Genomic DNA, 17,568 nt, shown 5'->3' on the forward strand with positions numbered 1-17,568 from the left:
GCACGGAATTACAAATGATTCGCTGAAAAAGTCAAAATTGTTTCCGGGGCGGATGACAAAACCGACCCGGAATTGAACGGTTGATCCGGGCTATTCGTAATATAAGTATCCGAAATGGAAACACTCCAAGAACGAAGTCAGAGAAAAAAAGAGGGGATTGCATTGATTCAGCTCAATCAAATTCAAAAAAAGTTCGGGGAGCGGGTCATCCTGGAGGATGTATCCTACTACGTGCAGCAGGGAGACATCGTCGGGCTCCTGGGACCGAACGGCGCGGGGAAGACCACGTTAATCCGTTTGATGAATGGCGTAATTTCTCCGGATGGGGGAACGCTGTCTGTGTTCGGCCTCAATCCCGCGCAGCAGGGAAATGAAATCCGCAGCCGGTGCGGGGTTGTTACGGAAAGCGCAGGCCTGTATCAGGATATGAGCGCCAGAGAAAATCTGGACTTTTTCTCGCGTCTCTACAGCTGCCGGAGTGCAGCACGGATAGAGAGCCTGCTGGAGCGCTTTCAGCTGGCCCAGCATGGCGAGAAAAAGGTGGGTGCCTACAGCACCGGTATGAAAAAAAGGCTCGCGATCGCCAAGGCGATGCTTCATGAGCCGGAGCTTCTGTTTCTGGATGAGCCGACCAACGGCCTGGATCCAGACGGAATCCGGGATATGATAGGATTCTTGCGACAGCTCAACCAGGAGGAAGGCACAACTATTATGATCTGCTCGCATGTGTTGTATCAGCTGGAAGACATCTGCAATACGTATCTGTTTCTTGATCAAGGCAGGTTAATCGAGTCCGGGACATTGCCAGAGCTGGAGGCAAGGTATGCAGGTGCTGTGAAGCTGGTTGTGGAATCTACGCTGACCCTGAAGGACGCCCTGTCTACCGGGTTTGCTTGTGAGGAGCTGGGGCAAGGGAAATTTATGTTCACCGTGCCCGCGAGAGATGAGGCTCCAGACCTCCTCCGCAAGGTCCTGTCCTGTGGGGAGCTTTACAGCGCGGAAATCGTAAATCGGGATCTGGAATCCCTGTATTTTGAAGTCAGGAGGAGGCAGCATGAACACTAGCATGATTTGGGCAGTAGCCCGAAAGGATATGTCCTCAATCTGGAGGACGAGCAAGGTATGGATTGGCCTGATATTGCTTCCGCTGCTGTTCGGTGTGCTCTTTCCGGCGGGCTTGATCCTCCTCGTGAGAACGGTAGATATGAGTCAAAATGCTGAAATGGCGCAGCTGCTGAAGGTTTTGCCTCCCGAGCTGCTGCAGTCTTTGCCCACAGAACGTCACCGGTTGATCTATGTGGGCGTGAATTTTTTGTTAGCACCGCTGTTTATGCTGATTCCTGTCATTAATGCATTAATGATTGCCGTCAACAGCTTTGTAGGCGAGAAGGAGCAGAACACGCTGGAAAGCCTGCTGTTCTCCCCGCTGGAGATCAAGGATTTATTTCTGGGCAAGCTGCTGGCTTCGTTTATTCCTTCGTATACCGCGGCACTGGCCAGCTTTGTACTTTCCGGCCTGCTCATCAATGTACTTGCTTATCCGCTGTTTCAGGAGATTATTTTTCCGAACGCGAATTGGCTGATCATGCTGCTATGGGTGGCCCCGGCGTTTACATTCTGCACCATACTGTTCAGCGTGTGGGTGTCGGCCAGATCCAAGACCTTTCAGGAGGCTCAGCAAATCGGAGGGGTCATTGTGCTGCCCATTGTCGGGCTGATCGTGGGTCAATCCACAGGTCTGCTCGTGCTGGGACCGACGCTGCTGCTCATACTGGGATTCATATTATGGGGCGTAAGTCTTGGACTGCTAAGTATCATTTCAAAAATGAATCAGCGTGACGCCTTGTTTGAGCGGCAGGTACAATAGCAGCTTATCTTCATGTACAAGAAGTGATAGAATAGGAGAATGCTGTAAAATTTGAATACTGTTGATTCACTTTCATGGGATGTGAAGAGGAGGTCTATCGTTGTGAAAAAAATGCTCCTGGAGGCTGTCATTTACGGAACAGCTGCTGCAGGTCTGCTGTTGCTATGGAATGTCGCGGAAGGGTATCTGCTGACTCAAGAGGTAATGGGCGTAATGAGTATTCCTCAAAGTATGGAAGACATGCCAGAATCCATGATTTCTAGCCGTACTGATTCCGAAATCGGAATGGGTTTACCGAATGTGAGTTCTTTTGGAATCATGCACATGGATCCCTGGGTAGGTTTACTGGGCAGAGGGATCGCTCTTGCCCTGCTTTATCTACTGATTCGTATGAGCTTTAGAAGATTTAACCCCTCAAGATAGCATGGATTGACACCTTATAATTAGAAGCCATGATCTGCGGCAATCGAAGTATGGATGGAGGGTTTGATAATGAACATTTATGTGGCTGATGCCTTTACGAGTCAGCCTTACACCGGAAACCCGGCTGGCGTCATGGTTCTGGAGCAGCCCATGCCAGAGACCTGGATGCAGTCGATCGCGTCAGAAATGAATTTGTCCGAAACGGCTTTTCTTGTGCCGGTAGAGAAGGATTACGAGCTGCGGTGGTTCACTCCGGCAAGCGAGGTGGATTTGTGCGGTCATGCGACGCTCGCAAGTGCTCATATTTTGTGGGAGCAGGGCTATAGTCAGGCTGAAGTACTCCGCTTTCATACAAAAAGCGGTATCCTTACGGCAGCCAGGCAGAAGGATGGCTGGATTGCAATGGATTTCCCGCAAGAAGTCGAGAGCTCATGTCCGGCGCCCCAGGCGCTTGCGGAAGGGCTGGGGGCTGAGTATGTCTACGTCGGACGGAATCGGATGGACTATCTCGTTGAGGTGGCAAGTGAGGACATCCTGCAGCAGCTGGCACCGGATTTCGGGAAGTGGAAGAGTCTGGATGCCAGGGGAATCATCGTGACGAGTTCATGTCAACGGGAAGGGATGGACTTCGTGTCCCGCTGCTTTTACCCGGCAGTGGGTGTGAATGAGGACCCCGTCACGGGCTCCGCGCATTGCGCTCTGGCGCCGTATTGGTCCCAGCGATTGGGGAAAAACGAGCTGGCTGCCGAGCAAATATCGAAGCGGACGGGAGTGCTGAGGCTGCGCATTCATCCTGGGCGGGTAGAGATTATCGGACAGGCTGTAACGACCTTAAAGGCAGTGCTGGAGGCGGAGAAGCACTTCCGTAAAGCCTAAGCCCACGCCTATTGAATCATACCTGAACATATAAAAGCTCTGTCTCCATAGCTGCGGAGGCAGAGCTTTTATCAATGCAGGCCCTAGAATTTGAAAATGTTAATGGTCTTCTGAAGCTGGAATACAGCATCACTCATCGCTTGAGCTTCCTCGGCCATCGTCTGCATAGATGCAATACCTTCATTCATGGAAGCCGACACCTGCTGAGTGCCTGCGGCAGACTGCTGGGTGATGGCTGAAATATTCTGGATGGCAGAGGAGATGCTCTGAGCGCTTTCCAGCATACTTTCGCTTTCCTTGGAAAATTCTGCAATTTGATCGGTTATGTATTGAACGCTGTCTACCATGCGGGCGAAGATCAATTCGGCTTCCTGAATCATTTCGGTTTGATGCCGAACGACCTCTTCGTTGATTTTGATATTCTGTCCTGCCAGGTGTACATCCTGCTCAATGCTGCGAACAAGATTGAATACCTCCCGTGTCGACAGGGTGGACTCTTCAGCCAGCTTGCGAACCTCCTGAGCGACGACGGCAAAGCCGCTGCCATGCTCTCCCGCTCGTGCCGCCTCGATCGAGGCGTTCAGTGAAAGCAGATTCGTCTGGTTTGCGATTTCCGAGATCGTCTCTGTAATTTTGGTAATGCCTTTGGCATTTAATGACAAGGCCTTGATGGACTCAGCCACCTTCTCGGTCGCTTCAATGTTGCGCTGCATGCCCTCGGACTGTCTCGCAACAGAAAGGCGGCCCTGATCCACCAAACCGAGCGTGTGCTGGGAGCGCTGATTCATCTCGCGGGTGGAGTCCGTATAATTGCTAACCTTCTCCTCAATCTCCCGGATGGATTCCGTCATATCCGATACATCCTCCGAAATTTCATTCGCCCCGATGGCAAGCTCGTTGGAGGATTGAGATACCTGGCTCATCATCGTGGTAAGCTGTTCATTCTTGGCCGAAATGGCCTGACTGGAGCGGGTCACCTTTTTCGTAATTTCCGAGGTTTCTTGTAGAATCTTCCGCAGGCGGTCCACCATGCTGTTAAAGGTACGGCTAAGGTCCATCATTCCGCCGACTTCCTCTACCTTGTACGTAAAATCTCCTTTGGCAATCTTGGAGGAAACGCTCGTAATGTCAGAAAAAGAGTCTGTAAGCGCTCTCTCAAAAAGCAATGACAAAGGGTATGCAGCCGCGAACAGCACCGCTACCAAAATGATTCCGATCACCGTCTTGTCCATCAATAGGAACGAAATGAGCATCGGGATCCCGAATAATGCAGCAATTGCATAGCATGCCGTCTTCACCTTACCGGAGATGGAAAGCTTGTTTAACCATGACATAAAGCATGTCCTCCTTAAAGCATAGGATGTTTTTACCATGATTGTAGCATTAATCGACAATATTGGATACGAAAAATTAGGATATCTTGTAAAAATAGGTCTAACCGTCTAGTTTCAAATGAAATAAAGAGAAAGCCGCCCGGATCGACGGCTTAAGATGATAACGAATGGTTATTTGACCGCTTTGAATAAAGCGGAGGCCAGATACTCTGTATTGTCCAGTATCATGCGGTCGTGCTGGAATACCGTTTCCCACAGACTGAGGTCGAGCAGGATGCCCTCATCTCTGATTTCCATGCTGTCTGCATGCTGGGTCTGCTCCTGCTTCATTTGGTCGGTGAAATAGTTATATTCCAGGGCCGTTTCGGAAGTGAAGCCGCTGGATAGAAGCTGGCGATGCCACTCCTCCCGCAGCATGAGGCGTGGTATGCCAAAAAATTGCTGCAGCTCCTGCAGTGCCTCCTCCGGCATGGCCTGATCGAGCAGCAGCTCGCGGTCATACAGGATTCCGCCTTTTTTTAGCACCCGGCAGTACTCCGACAGGGAAGCGGCAGCATCCGTAAATACAGTTACCGATTCACCAAGGACAATATCGAACTCTTCATCTTCAAAGGGAAGTCGGCACACATCGGCCTGCAGAAAGCGTACCTGGACCCCCATGGCATCAGCACGGGCTTGAGCCTTCGCCAGCATCTGTTCATGGAGGTCAATGGCCGTCACCTGATAACCCTGCTCCGCAAGATAGCAGGCTGTACGTCCGGTTCCGCAGCCTACCTCCAGAATACGGCTGCCAGGCTGAAGCGGCTCTTTGCGGAACAGCCGGAGCGTGGCCTCGAAGCCGCCCGGATGGGCGCTGCCCATACCCAGCCTGGAAAGCATATGAATATAGTTCAACGATACTCCTCCTTCATTGGGGTTTAGGGCTACCCAAACCCCTGTTTTATTTACCATATGAAGATGGTACCTCCGGGGTTTTCGCTGAATGTAATAAATTAAGCTTTTTTTAGTGCAAAATTCAGTCAGGGGAGGAATATCCAATGAAGCGACAAGAGCCTCTGGAGGCAGCGAGGCAGGTCGTGCAGGAGCACTATCGTAATTGCCTGCTGGCTGTGCTTGGAGGTAGTGCTGCCCGGGGAGAGGCTAATGAGCACTCGGATCTGGACATTGTCATTGTGGATGACGGGGCGACAGACGATTTTGACAGAAGGACTGTGCAGTCTGGAGGCTGGGTGGTGGAGATCTTCTTGCTGCATAGCACCGGCTTCGAGGAGATGTTCGATGCCGGGGTAGAGGCGGCCAACCCGACATTGCAAATCATGCTAACGGAAGGAAAGGTGATTGTCACAACACCTGAAGGGGAAGAAGTGCGAAAGGCGGCCCAGCGTGATCTGGATTACGGTCCCATGCCCCTCACCTCCTATGATATTGCCGAGAGCCGGTATACCATAACGGAGTATATGATGGATTTAGTGGGTGCAGCTAGACCAGGGGAGCTGTATTTTACAGCACAAAAGCTAAGCACACTGCTCAGTGAGTTTTATTTGCGGGTTCATCTGCAATGGGTTGGCGAGGGTAAAACGCTGTTTCGGCGCCTGGAATCCTTCAACCCGGCCATCGCGGGGGGATTGGAGCAGGCGTTGATGACGCTTTATAAATCGGGGGAGACCAGGCCTTTGCTTGCAGCTGCCGACGAGATGCTGGCACCATACGGGGGAAGAATGCTTGCGGGACAGGAAGGATAGGATCTTAGGATATTCCTCACCTCTGGGCGTTTGCCGTTGCACCTGACGTCCCGGAGAATATATTGTCATTGTGACTAGATCACACACAACTTTTTCTCAGGAGGGATCTTCATGAGCGCATGCCACGGTGGAGGCGTTTGGGGAACAACAACAGGTGTAATTCTGGTACTGTTCATTCTTCTGGTTATCATCACTTCGACTTTCTTCATCTAACGTAACCTGAAGCATTGTAAAGCCGGCTGCAAGCAGCCGGCTTTATTTTGTACCTTATGGCCATTCCAATTATTTAAACACCTTCACACGCTCGTCCAGCGGCTGGAATTCCTTCTCACCCGGCTCGGAGGTTGGCTTGCCAAATGGCATTTGGGCAATCAGCTTCCAGCTTTCCGGCAAATTCCACTCGTTTCTTACATTCTCGTCAATAAGCGGATTATAGTGCTGCAGGGATGCGCCCAGGCCTTCAGTTTCCAGCATCGTCCACACTACAAATTGCAGCATGCCGTTGGATTGCTGAGCCCAGACCGGGAAGTTATCGGCATACAGTGCAAATTGGGCTTGCAGATTGGCAATCACCGTGCTGTCTTCAAAGAACAGAACGGTACCGTAGCCGGCGCGGAAGGAAGCCATTTTGTCAGCGGTGGATTTGAATTGCTCGTCACTGCCTCCAACAACCTCACGCAGGATGCTTTCCGTATGGTTCCACAGCTTGTCATGCTGCTCGCCGAGCAGTACCACAGCACGTGCACTTTGTGAATTGAAAGAGGTTGGTGTATATTTCACCGCTTCGTTCACGATTTCGTGAATGCGATCATCGGAGATTGGAGATTCCTTGCTAATTCCATAGTACGAACGGCGATGCTCCAGTGCAGCTTGAAAATCCATAGACATGATTGAAATACCCTCCTAGAATATAGTGAGATCAAGTTATTACAATTAGTTAGAAACACTAATTACGTAAGTATCTTAATATTAAGATGATTATCTTGTCAAGCATATTTAATCGTATTCCAAACCTTTTAAACATTTCAGAGCAAATAAATGGGCTTTTACCTCCACACTTGGCTTGTTGGATCCAAAAAGGGGTGATATACTTTGAGTGTATGCGAATGATAATCAATATCATTTAAGTGATGTAGATCCCTTATTTCTTATAGATAACAACAACGATATGGTGAAGGAGGATGCCTCTTGATACAGCTTCTGAATGTGAGCAAATCGTACAACGGTGTGCAGGCACTGGATCAGATTTCAGCAACCATTCCGCAAGGACAGATTACTTCGATCACGGGACCTCAAGGCTCGGGCAAAAGCAGCCTGCTGTCTATGATCAGCAGAGTCATTTCTAAAGACAGCGGTGAAATCTGGCTGGATGGCAAAGAAATTAATCATTGGAAAAGCACTGACCTGTCACGGAAGACATCCATATTGAAGCAGACGCGCTCGATTGGCCTTCGGCTCACAGTTCGGGAGCTGGTCGCGTTCGGACGTTTTCCGCACAGCCGGGGGCAGCTCAATGAGGAAGACCATCAATACATGGATGAAGCTTTAGATAGTATGGACCTTAGAAAGCTGCAGCATACCTACATGCATCAGCTGAACGAGGATGACACCCAGCGGGCATATATCGCGATGATCATAGCCCAGAATTCAGACTACGTGCTGCTGGATGAGCCCTTTCAACAGCTGAATGTCCAGCAATGCGAAGACATGATGACCATCCTGCGCAGGCTGGCAGCCGAGGGGCAGAAGACCATTGTGCTGGCTCATCCTGAGCATCATTGTGCATTTTGCAATGCAGACTGCGTATTTGCACTTCGAAACGGCCGGATCGAGGCCTCCTGATATTGCTTCGCTTGTCCTGCCTGTGGATAATACATAGTGAGAAGGAGGCTGACATCATGTTTAAACAGGCCATGTTCATTCATGGAGAGTGGATTACTGCTTCTGACACCATGGAGGTGATCAACCCGGCTGACGGCTCTGTTCTGGGGCATGTTCCTCGGGGAGGTCAAGATGAAGCCGTTCGGGCTGTGGATGCTGCTGCGGCAGCGTTCAAGAGCTGGTCGTCACTGACGGCAGGGGAGCGCGGAAGTTTCATGCGCCGCTGGCATGATCTGATCAAGCAGCATACGGAGGAGCTGGCTGAGATCATGACCCTGGAGCAGGGAAAGCCATTGAAGGAAGCAGCGGGAGAGATTGCATATGCTAACAGCTTCATTGACTGGTATGCGGAGGAAGGAAAGCGTATCTATGGTGAAACCATCCCGGCCTCAGCTGCAGGCAAAAGAATCTTTGTCACGAAGCAGCCGGTTGGCGTTGCGGCAGCGATCACGCCTTGGAATTTCCCGGCTTCGATGATTACGCGGAAGGCCGCACCCGCCTTGGCGGCGGGCTGTACGGTCGTGATCAAGCCTTCCGAAGAAACCCCATACACGGCGCTAAAGCTGGCGGAGCTGGCCCATGAAGCCGGCATTCCGGCGGGCGTGATCAATGTCGTGACGGGAAGCGCAGCGGAGATTGGAGAAGCCTGGCAGAAGGACAGCCGGGTACGAAAGCTCTCTTTTACCGGCTCTACAGCCGTGGGCAAGCAGCTGATGCAGGGGGCAGCCGAAACCTTGAAGAAAATTTCTTTGGAGCTTGGCGGTCACGCTCCCTTCATAGTGACGAATCAGGCGGATCTGGATAAGGCTGCGCAGGGTGTCCTATTGTCCAAATTCCGCAATGGTGGTCAAACCTGTATTTGTGCCAACAGAATCTATGTTCAAGCCGAAGTTGCAGAGGAGTTCTCCCGCAAAGTGACAGCTCTGGCTTCCAGGCTGAAGGTTGGCAACGGAATGGAGGATGGGATTGACATCGGGCCGTTAATTCACGATGAGGCAGCGCGCAAGGTGCGGGATCACATTCAGGACGCTTTAAGAAAGGGAGGCAGGCTTCTCACGGGTGAGCAGCCTGGCAGCAATACTAGTACGTATATTTCTCCCACCATCATTATGGATGCCACAGATGATATGCTGTGCATGCAGGAGGAAACGTTCGGACCGCTCGCGCCCATTACGGTGTATCACACGGAGGAAGAGGTTATTAATCGGGCCAATAACAGTCCCTACGGACTCGCGGCATATGTGTTCACAGAACATCTGGGAGAGGCGGTACGAATCTCCGAAGCGCTGGAGTATGGTATTGTTGGAATTAATGATCCGCTGCCATCCACAGCCCAGGCACCCTTTGGCGGATTCAAGCAAAGCGGTCTAGGCCGTGAAGGCGGTCATTACGGGATAGAAGAATATGTGGAAGTGAAATATATTTCGCTGGGGCTGTAAGGGTCCCGGCTTTGTTTGTGAAGAGGGAGGGGAAGGGCATTTGAGCTTTCATGAGCAAAAAATACTGCCGGCAGCGAAGCAGATCAAAGAGCTGGAGCGTATACTGGAGAGTCCCTATGCCTGCGGTGTGCTGCTGGATACGCAAATGTCACGGCTGGGCCAGCTGTACCGGCTCATCCGGCAGACACAAAAATCCATGCTTCTGCATGCCGATTTGATTCAGGGGCTGAAAAATGATGAGTACGCTGCTGATTATTTATGTCAGGAAATTCGGCCGGACGGTTTAATTTCGACTCGGTCCAGTGTTATTATGAAGGCAAAGCAGAAGGGCATCACCGCCATTCAGCGGGTGTTCATGCTCGATACATTGGCGCTGGAGAAGAGCTACGCATTGCTTGAAAAGACACAGCCGGATTACATCGAGGTGCTGCCAGGGGCCATGCCGCACATGATAGAAGAGGTACGCTTGCGTACAGGCATTCCCGTCATCGCCGGGGGCTTGATTCGTTCGCCCCAGCAGGTGGAGGAGGCAATCCGGGCTGGAGCACTGGCCGTCACCACCTCAAGCAGAGAGCTGTTTCAGCATTATCTTCCGTCTTGATAACGTTTACATTGTTGTGAATGCAATAAGCTAGGTGAAAGGAGATTGAGGATGGAGAAATACATACTTGCCTTGGATCAAGGCACCACCAGCTCCCGTGCCATCTTGTTCAATCAGGATGGCGCAAGTGTATATTCCGCTCAAAAGGAATTTCCGCAGTATTTTCCTCAGCCGGGCTGGGTGGAGCAGAATGCAAATGAAATCTGGGGCTCCATTCTGGCGGTCATTGCGACCTGCTTGTCAGAGCATGGCATTCAGACAGAGCAGATCGAAGGGATTGGCATTACGAATCAACGGGAAACGACCGTGGTGTGGGATAAGGAAACCGGAATTCCCATTTATAATGCGATCGTCTGGCAGTCCAGACAGACACAGGATATTTGTGACCGGCTCGCCCGGGAAGGCCATCAGGAGACCATCAATCGTAAAACGGGTCTACTGATTGACCCTTATTTCTCGGCGACCAAGATCCGGTGGATGCTGGATCACGTAGAAGGAGCACAGGAGCGGGCAGAACGGGGAGAATTGCTGTTCGGAACGATCGACAGCTGGCTGATCTGGAAGCTGTCCGGCGGTAAAGCTCATGTGACAGACTACTCTAATGCTTCACGTACGATGCTGTTTAATATCCATGAGCTTGTCTGGGACGATGAGCTGCTAAAGCTTTTAAACATTCCGAAAGAAATGCTGCCAAAGGCTTCCCCATCTTCCGAGGTGTATGCCAATACGGTTAGTCATCACTTTTTTGGGCGGGAGGTGCCGATTGCCGGGGCGGCTGGCGATCAGCAGGCAGCCTTGTTCGGGCAGGCCTGCTTTCACAAGGGGATGGCGAAGACGACATATGGTACCGGCAGCTTCATGCTCATGAACACTGGAGAGCAGCCCGTGCAGTCCAAGCACGGTCTGATTACGACGATTGCATGGGGAATAGATGGCTCCGTCCAATATGCGCTGGAAGGCAGTGTCTTTGTTTCCGGCTCTGCTATTCAATGGCTCCGTGACGGGCTGCGCATGTTCCGCGAGGCTAAAGACAGCGAGGCTTACGCGAGAAGAGTAGACTCTAGCGACGGTGTATATGTTGTGCCGGCCTTTGTAGGGCTGGGAAGTCCATACTGGAACAGTGAGGTGCGGGGCGCGGTGTTTGGATTGACCCGGGGCACTACGAAGGAGCATTTTATCCGGGCAACCCTGGAAGCCCTGGCATATCAGACCTGTGATGTGCTGTCTGTCATGGAGCAGGATAGCGGCTGCCCTATAGAAACGCTCCGGGTAGACGGAGGCGCGGCTTTGAATTCATTTCTGATGGAGTTTCAAAGCGATATACTGAACGTGCCGGTTGAACGGCCTGTGATTAGTGAAACAACAGCTCTGGGAGCCGCTTATCTTGCCGGCCTGGCGATCGGGTTCTGGAAGGATCAGGAAGAGATCAGCCGCAAATGGAGCAGGGACCGACTCTTTCAGCCTGCCATGGAGCCGGCACGACGAGAGCAGTTATATACAGGCTGGAAGAAAGCTGTAGCTGCTGCCATGGCTTTTCATTAAGCAATGCTGTAGTCAATACGGGAGTCGGCGTGATATAATGAGTCACAAGTTAATATTCGTCAGGAGACCTGGAGAGACCACATGACGCGGACCGTACTTGATTACAAGAGGTACCGCAGTACTTGTGGTCTCTTTTTTTGCGTTATGTTGACTCATGCTTCAGATCAGGAGGAGATCCCATGAATTTTTCAAGCTTGAAGAGGAAACACATTTTTTCTACTATGGCTGACTCTGCGTATGATTTGATTATTATTGGCGGAGGGATTACCGGCGCAGGCATTGCTCTGGACGCGGTAACCCGCGGGATGAAGGTGCTGCTGCTGGAGATGCAGGATTTTGCTGCCGGCACGAGCAGCCGATCTACCAAGCTGGTGCACGGAGGCCTCCGGTATTTGAAACAGCTGGAGGTGCGCATGGTGGCAGAGGTCGGGAAGGAACGAGCGATTGTGTATGAGAACGGCCCTCATGTTACCACACCGGAGTGGATGCTGCTGCCTATTCACAAGGGAGGGACCTTCGGTAAGCTCAGCACTTCGATCGGCTTAAAGGTATATGATTTTCTTGCAGGCGTAAAAAAAGAGGAGCGTCGTTCCATGCTGACAGCAGCACAGACGCTGCAGCGGGAGCCGCTTCTGAAGCAGGAAGGGCTGAAGGGTGCCGGCTACTACGTGGAATACCGGACGGATGACGCCCGTCTTACGCTCGAGGTGCTGAAGGAAGCAGAAGAGCGGGGTGCCGTCGTGCTCAATTACGTCAAAGCGGAATCACTGAGGTATGATGCGCACGGACATCTGACCGGGGTGACCGTGAAGGATATGACGGATGGAGAGCTTCAGAACGTGCATGGCCGCAAAATTGTCAATGCGACGGGGCCTTGGGTGGATCAGATTCGTGAGCTGGATCAGTCCAGAAAGGGAAAAATGCTGCAGCTGACCAAAGGCGTTCATCTCGTGATTGATCAGAGCCGGTTTCCGCTGCAGCAGGCGGTGTATTTTGATACGCCGGATGGCAGAATGATGTTTGCAATCCCGCGAGATGGCAAGACCTATGTGGGTACGACCGATACTCTCTATCAGGAGGATCCGGTTCAGCCTCATATGACGGAGGAGGACCAGAGTTATATTTTGAATGCCATTCAGTTTATGTTCCCGCAAATTCAACTGACGGCGGCAGATGTAGAGTCTAGCTGGGCAGGAGTACGGCCCTTAATTGGAGAGGAAGGGAAGAGCCCTTCTGAAATCTCCCGAAAGGATGAAGTGTGGGAATCCCATTCCGGTCTGATTACGATCGCTGGCGGAAAGCTTACAGGCTACCGGAAGATGGCGGATATGGTGCTGCAGCTCGTCACCCGAAGAATTGCAGAAGAGGGCGGGCCTGCCTTTGAGCCTTGTCGCACGAAGCACCTTCCCATTTCCGGAGGCCACGTTGGAGGGTCTTCAGGATTTCAAGCTTTCATCCAGGAGCAGACTCAAGCCGGGATACAGCTTGGCGTAGAGGCTGAACTTGCTCGGAGCTGGGCGCAGATGTACGGCTCCAATGCGGGAGTGCTGTATCAGCTGTCCCACCAGCATGGCTCTGAAGGCGCGCAATACGGGCTCCCTGTCGCTGTGTATATTCCACTGCTCTATGCGATGATCCACGAAATGGCGGTAAAGCCTGTCGATTTCCTGATTCGACGCACCGGCTCGCTGTTATTCAATATCCGCTGGACACTTGCGTGGAAGCAGCCGGTCATTCAGTGCATGGCTTCATTCCTCGGCTGGAGTGAGCGACAGCAGGAAAGCTACGCCCAAGAGCTGGAGCGCGAGATCGAAAGAGCGGTCCATGTCGTCGATAGTAAGTAAGCCCTTCCTTATGGTAATCTATACTAGTCAAATGATGAGAAGAGGAGGGAAAGTCGATCATGAATCTGAAGGCTTATGAAGGTCAATATCAGGGCGAGCCTGCGGTATGGCTCAAGTGTGAATCCTATGAAGCGGCGATCCTTCCAGGAGTGGGAGGCAATCTGATTGCCTTCCGGGACGTGGATCAGGGATACCGCTTCTTGAGAGAACCGCAAGAGGGGAACATGGAGGAGTTCAAGCAAAATCCCGGTGTACACGGGATTCCAGTGTTGTTTCCGCCCAATCGGTATGAGGATGGGAAATTCCCTTGGAATGGGCAGATGTATCAGTTCCCTATTAATGAGGAAGCGACGAACAACCATTTGCACGGTTTTTTGCATACTATTCCTTGGGAAGTTGAAGATTACGGTGTCACTGGGCAGGAGAGCTACGTGACCGTCCGTGTGACGGTGAATTCGCAGCATCCGGTGTATTCCATGCTTCCACATGAGTTTACCTTCAAGCTGACGTATACCCTAAGCATGGACGGACTTTCTCAACGCGTGTTTATCCGGAATGAAGGAGATCAGCCGATGCCGTGTCTGCTTGCCTTCCATACGGCGGTGAATGCACCGTTTCATGTTGACAGCAGCCCTGAGGATTGTGTGGTCAGGCTAAGTATCGGGGAACGGTGGGAAATGAGTGAGCGGATGCTGCCTACCGGGCAGTTCCAGAGCTTGACGCCCGAAGAAGAACAGCTGAAGGGGGATGGGGTAAATCCGTATTTTGCCGGATTGGACAATCACTATACCGCCGCGCCGCAGCAGGGCCGAAACACGATGGAGCTGACAGACCGGCGAATCGACAAGACGCTCGTCTACGATGCCGGTACGTCCTACAAGCAATGGATGATCTGGAACAACGGCGCCTGCAAGGAGTTCTTCTGTCCGGAGCCGCAGATCAATCTTGTGAATGCGCCTAACGTGGAGCTGCCGTCTGAACAAATCGGGCTGTATGCGCTGAACCCGGGTGACATCTGGGAGGAAACGTCCCGCTTTTATCTAAAATAGACAGGTCAAAGGGCCGCTGCTGCAGAATGTATGAAGATTCTGCAGCAGCGGCCCTTTGCGGTTTAGCTTAGCTGACAGGCTGCTTGCTCGAAGCCAGGAACCGTTTCAGCGGCTCTTGTCTCCAGCGTGGAATTCGAAGCACCTTGGCGGTCGGGGATTTCTCCCCGAAATAAATAATACCCTGCTCTACCTCAGTGATCTTATCGACATTCACGTAGCAGCTTCCTCCGACATTGTAAAATTGCTTGCCAGAGAGAAGGGTGGTCATTCGGTCGGCAGACATTCTTTTCTTTATATTGTAGTTCTTGCCGTGGAAGCTGACCAAGCTATGAGATCCGGTCTTAAAGAACAGAATGTCCGTCTCCACCACGAAGTCCTCATAAATATTTCTGGAACCCGGCGCGTACATTATCATTCTGATTCCCCCTTTAGGACAGTATCCTTATTTGGTAACGCTTACATGGTAACATGTTTTGCAGGAAGGGGAAAGAGTTTTTTCCAAAATGGATATCGTCAGTTCTCCTTTTCTCAGCATTAAAGAAGGTCCCGTTACGAACACGGGACCTTCTTCGCCAATGGCTCTGAATCCTTATTTACTTGGTGGAGTCGGATGGCTGTTCTGCCGCTGGGCTTTCTTCAGCTGCTGGCTCCTCCGCCTTCTCCAGGGTGTTCGTAATCTTCGCCTTGCCTTTCAGCTCCTGAATATAGGTTTCAGACTGCTGCATGGCCTGGGAGGTTTCGAGCTGAGTGCGTAAAGCCTCCTGCTTGTCCTCCAGCGTCGGATTCACAGCTTCGGTGCGGTCGGTCACGAGTATGATATGGAATCCGAAAGAGGATTCCACCGGCTCTTTGCTGTACGTGCCTTTTTCCAGCTTGAAGGCTGCTTCAGAGAAGGCCGGATCCATCTGTCCGACTTCCTGGAAGAAGCCGAGATCCCCGCCTTTATCTTTCGTCGCGTCCTCATTCTTCTCGGCAGCGATGGTCGCGAAATAGGCTCCCTCATCCAGCTGCTTGATCACCGCCTTGGCTTCTTCCTCGGTTTCCACCAGAATGTGGGAGGCACGAACCTGCTCCGGCGAGGAGAAGTTGTCTTTCACCTGATCAAACATTTGCTTGACTTCATCTTCTGTGACGTTGATTTTGTCTCCGAGGAGCTTCTTCATCTTCAACTGCTCCATGCTCTGTTCTTTCAAAATGTCCAGAGTCAGGCCATTCTGCATCAGCACATTATTAAACTCTTCCTCGGACTTGAACATGCTCTTCAAGGATTCAATCTCTGCAGTTACCTCGGCATCGGTAACCTCAATGGACTGCTTGGCTACCTCTTGGTTGATAATCTCTTCTGTAATGAGGCTATCCAGGGTCATCTCTCCGCCGGCTTCAACGAGAGAATCGTACAGATCCTGCTTCGTGATGGCGACGTTATTCACAGATGCCACCGGCTCGCTGCTGGTATCCTTCTCAAACGGGCGGACAATTAATACTACGATGAGCGCTGCAGCAAGCACAATGGAGGCTACCATCCAGCCTTTCCCGCCTCCGCCGTTCCCCCCGGCGCGTGCTTCTTCCTGAATAGGCTGACCCGAAATGGCTTCCTGGCTCCCGTCTGCTTCTGCTCTGCGGACCTCATGAACCTCCTGCTCCTCTACAGAGGAAACAGGCTTCTGCTCCTGCTCCAGGCTTTCCTCGTTCTGTCCGCCTAGGCTGGACTGTGATTCGTTCTCTTTCATGTACCATGGACTCCCTTCGAGACTTAAAATGATAGGTTTTATTGATCTTTTGTATCACTTTACCAGATTTAAAGAGAACTTACCTTAAGAATTCATAAAAAATTACAGCACCAGCATTCCGGCGATCCCGCACAAAATTCCGAGGGCCACTACGGAGAGAATGACAAACCCTAAGACCTTGGCCGGAAAAGATTTCCGCAGCATCAGAAGAGAGGGAAGGCTGATCGCCGGGAGTGTAAGAAGCAGGGCAGCAGCAGGCCCGGTTCCTAATCCGAACGCCATAAAGGATTGAATGATCGGGATCTCAGCGGCTGTTGGAATTACAAACAGCATTCCCATAACAGCAAAGAAGAAGATCATGATAAGGTCATTGCCTGCCGTCTCTCCAAGATGAGGGAACATCCAGACCTGCAGGGCACCCAGGATCAATACAGCCAGCACGTAAGCGGGGATCACCTTGAGAAGCATGCTCGCCATGTTGGACACCCAGCGCTTCCACCAAGGCTCCGCTGCCTGATCTCTATCACTAGCTTCAACGCTGTGAAGGTCCGCGACCGCCTTGGGGTCCGCGAAACGGTTAGCCAGATAGCTCACACCGAAGGTAAGCAGAATTCCGAAGAACAGCCGCAGCAGCGTAAACTTCCACGATAGCACAAATGTCATAAAAACAAGCACGGCCGGATTCAGCGTGGGGTTGCCGATCCAAAAGGCGAGCGCAGCGCCCGTGGACACCTTCTGTTTGCGCATTCCGATCGCAACGGGTGCCGCGCAGCAGGAGCACATCATGCCGGGCAAAGCGGCGAGGCCGCCCGCCGCAGTGCTTCCAAAGGTGGTCTTCCCGAGCACCTTGAGCAGCCATTGGGAAGGCAGCATGCTCTGGAGCAGTGTCCCGAGCAGAATTCCGAGCACCGCCGCTTTCCAGACCGCCTTGAAATACAGAAGGGCATACTCCCAGGCCGCCTGCAAGGAAGGCGTGCCGGCGCTCCGCCCGGCATCCAGAATCGATGTACCGATGCTGCGTTCTGCTGCGGCAGACAAGGCTTTTCCATAGTAGGGCCACCATTTGACATAGGTCAGCCCGGCAATGGTAATCAAAACAAACAAAACGGCCAGCCAGACCGTCTTACGGCGGTGCTGTTGACCGATTGGGATCAAGGCTTTTGGACCTGACACTTCCTATCAATCCTCCAAGTATAAGATGTTTCAAAAATAAGAACGACTCATTATATCACATCACACA

The 17,568-nt window shown here is 51.8% G+C and carries 18 protein-coding genes; 12 read left to right on the forward strand and 6 right to left on the reverse strand.

Features of this window, described 5'->3' with window-relative positions; translation table 11 throughout:
• Positions 1–162 precede the first annotated feature (162 nt).
• The 4 genes from JJQ72_RS01685 to JJQ72_RS01700 all read left to right on the forward strand — a co-directional run bounded on the left by JJQ72_RS01685 (position 163) and on the right by JJQ72_RS01700 (position 3,166).
• On the forward strand, positions 163–1,065 hold the full coding sequence (locus JJQ72_RS01685; RefSeq protein WP_243895794.1) for an ABC transporter ATP-binding protein: 903 nt from the start codon (positions 163–165) through the stop codon (positions 1,063–1,065).
• Positions 1,055–1,867 carry an ABC transporter permease subunit gene (locus JJQ72_RS01690; protein WP_138226252.1) on the forward strand — a complete coding sequence of 271 codons (813 nt, stop codon included), beginning with the start codon at positions 1,055–1,057 and terminating at the stop codon, positions 1,865–1,867. Before JJQ72_RS01685 ends, JJQ72_RS01690 begins: the two co-directional genes overlap by 11 nt.
• A 102-nt stretch (positions 1,868–1,969) precedes the next feature.
• Positions 1,970–2,290 (forward strand): hypothetical protein, encoded by a 321-nt coding sequence (locus tag JJQ72_RS01695; protein ID WP_208202516.1) that lies wholly within the window; start codon positions 1,970–1,972, stop codon positions 2,288–2,290.
• Between the two features lie 69 nt (positions 2,291–2,359).
• Complete coding sequence (locus JJQ72_RS01700) at positions 2,360–3,166, forward strand: PhzF family phenazine biosynthesis protein (RefSeq protein ID WP_208202517.1); 807 nt, start codon at positions 2,360–2,362, stop codon at positions 3,164–3,166.
• 83 nt (positions 3,167–3,249) lie between these two features.
• Here JJQ72_RS01700 and JJQ72_RS01705 read toward each other — a convergent pair whose 3' ends face one another.
• A complete protein-coding gene (locus JJQ72_RS01705; RefSeq protein ID WP_138226250.1) occupies positions 3,250–4,500 on the reverse strand; it encodes a methyl-accepting chemotaxis protein in 1,251 nt (416 codons plus the stop codon).
• Positions 4,501–4,671: 171 nt separating this feature from the next.
• Positions 4,672–5,394, reverse strand: coding sequence for a class I SAM-dependent methyltransferase (locus tag JJQ72_RS01710; protein WP_138226249.1), 723 nt, complete (start codon positions 5,392–5,394; stop codon positions 4,672–4,674).
• A gap of 143 nt (positions 5,395–5,537) precedes the next feature.
• Here JJQ72_RS01710 and JJQ72_RS01715 point away from each other — a divergent pair, with 143 nt between their 5' ends.
• Positions 5,538–6,242, forward strand: coding sequence for a nucleotidyltransferase domain-containing protein (locus tag JJQ72_RS01715; protein WP_208202518.1), 705 nt, complete (start codon positions 5,538–5,540; stop codon positions 6,240–6,242).
• A 111-nt stretch (positions 6,243–6,353) separates the two neighbouring features.
• On the forward strand, positions 6,354–6,455 hold the full coding sequence (locus tag JJQ72_RS01720; RefSeq protein ID WP_138226247.1) for a sporulation protein YjcZ: 102 nt from the start codon (positions 6,354–6,356) through the stop codon (positions 6,453–6,455).
• A gap of 69 nt (positions 6,456–6,524) precedes the next feature.
• Here JJQ72_RS01720 and JJQ72_RS01725 read toward each other — a convergent pair whose 3' ends face one another.
• A complete protein-coding gene (locus JJQ72_RS01725) occupies positions 6,525–7,130 on the reverse strand; it encodes a nitroreductase family protein (protein WP_208202519.1) in 606 nt (201 codons plus the stop codon).
• A 300-nt stretch (positions 7,131–7,430) separates the two neighbouring features.
• Between JJQ72_RS01725 and JJQ72_RS01730 the strand changes: the two genes are divergently transcribed.
• The 6 genes from JJQ72_RS01730 to JJQ72_RS01755 all read left to right on the forward strand — a co-directional run bounded on the left by JJQ72_RS01730 (position 7,431) and on the right by JJQ72_RS01755 (position 14,598).
• Positions 7,431–8,084 (forward strand): ATP-binding cassette domain-containing protein, encoded by a 654-nt coding sequence (locus JJQ72_RS01730; protein ID WP_138226245.1) that lies wholly within the window; start codon positions 7,431–7,433, stop codon positions 8,082–8,084.
• A gap of 56 nt (positions 8,085–8,140) precedes the next feature.
• Complete coding sequence (locus JJQ72_RS01735) at positions 8,141–9,562, forward strand: NAD-dependent succinate-semialdehyde dehydrogenase (protein WP_208202520.1); 1,422 nt, start codon at positions 8,141–8,143, stop codon at positions 9,560–9,562.
• A gap of 40 nt (positions 9,563–9,602) precedes the next feature.
• Positions 9,603–10,163: a glycerol-3-phosphate responsive antiterminator gene (locus JJQ72_RS01740; protein ID WP_208202521.1), complete on the forward strand. Its 561-nt coding sequence runs from the start codon at positions 9,603–9,605 to the stop codon at positions 10,161–10,163.
• Positions 10,164–10,214: 51 nt separating this feature from the next.
• On the forward strand, positions 10,215–11,705 hold the full coding sequence (glpK, locus tag JJQ72_RS01745; RefSeq protein ID WP_208202522.1) for a glycerol kinase GlpK: 1,491 nt from the start codon (positions 10,215–10,217) through the stop codon (positions 11,703–11,705).
• A gap of 179 nt (positions 11,706–11,884) precedes the next feature.
• Positions 11,885–13,549 (forward strand): glycerol-3-phosphate dehydrogenase/oxidase, encoded by a 1,665-nt coding sequence (locus JJQ72_RS01750; RefSeq protein WP_208202523.1) that lies wholly within the window; start codon positions 11,885–11,887, stop codon positions 13,547–13,549.
• Positions 13,550–13,608: 59 nt separating this feature from the next.
• Entirely contained in the window at positions 13,609–14,598 is a 990-nt protein-coding gene (locus tag JJQ72_RS01755) for an aldose 1-epimerase (protein WP_208202524.1), read from the forward strand.
• Between the two features lie 67 nt (positions 14,599–14,665).
• On the opposite strand, the gene JJQ72_RS01760 is transcribed toward JJQ72_RS01755, so the two are convergent.
• From JJQ72_RS01760 to JJQ72_RS01770, 3 genes are all read right to left on the reverse strand, one after another.
• On the reverse strand, positions 14,666–15,013 hold the full coding sequence (locus tag JJQ72_RS01760) for a LytTR family transcriptional regulator DNA-binding domain-containing protein (RefSeq protein ID WP_208202525.1): 348 nt from the start codon (positions 15,011–15,013) through the stop codon (positions 14,666–14,668).
• A 178-nt stretch (positions 15,014–15,191) separates the two neighbouring features.
• A complete protein-coding gene (locus tag JJQ72_RS01765) occupies positions 15,192–16,328 on the reverse strand; it encodes a peptidylprolyl isomerase (protein WP_208202526.1) in 1,137 nt (378 codons plus the stop codon).
• A 102-nt stretch (positions 16,329–16,430) separates the two neighbouring features.
• Positions 16,431–17,501 (reverse strand): permease, encoded by a 1,071-nt coding sequence (locus JJQ72_RS01770; RefSeq protein ID WP_208202527.1) that lies wholly within the window; start codon positions 17,499–17,501, stop codon positions 16,431–16,433.
• Positions 17,502–17,568: the final 67 nt, after the last annotated feature.

Origin of the sequence: Paenibacillus sp. F411 (assembly GCF_017582705.1) — a bacterium.
Taxonomy (GTDB): domain Bacteria; phylum Bacillota; class Bacilli; order Paenibacillales; family Paenibacillaceae; genus Paenibacillus_AQ; species Paenibacillus_AQ algicola.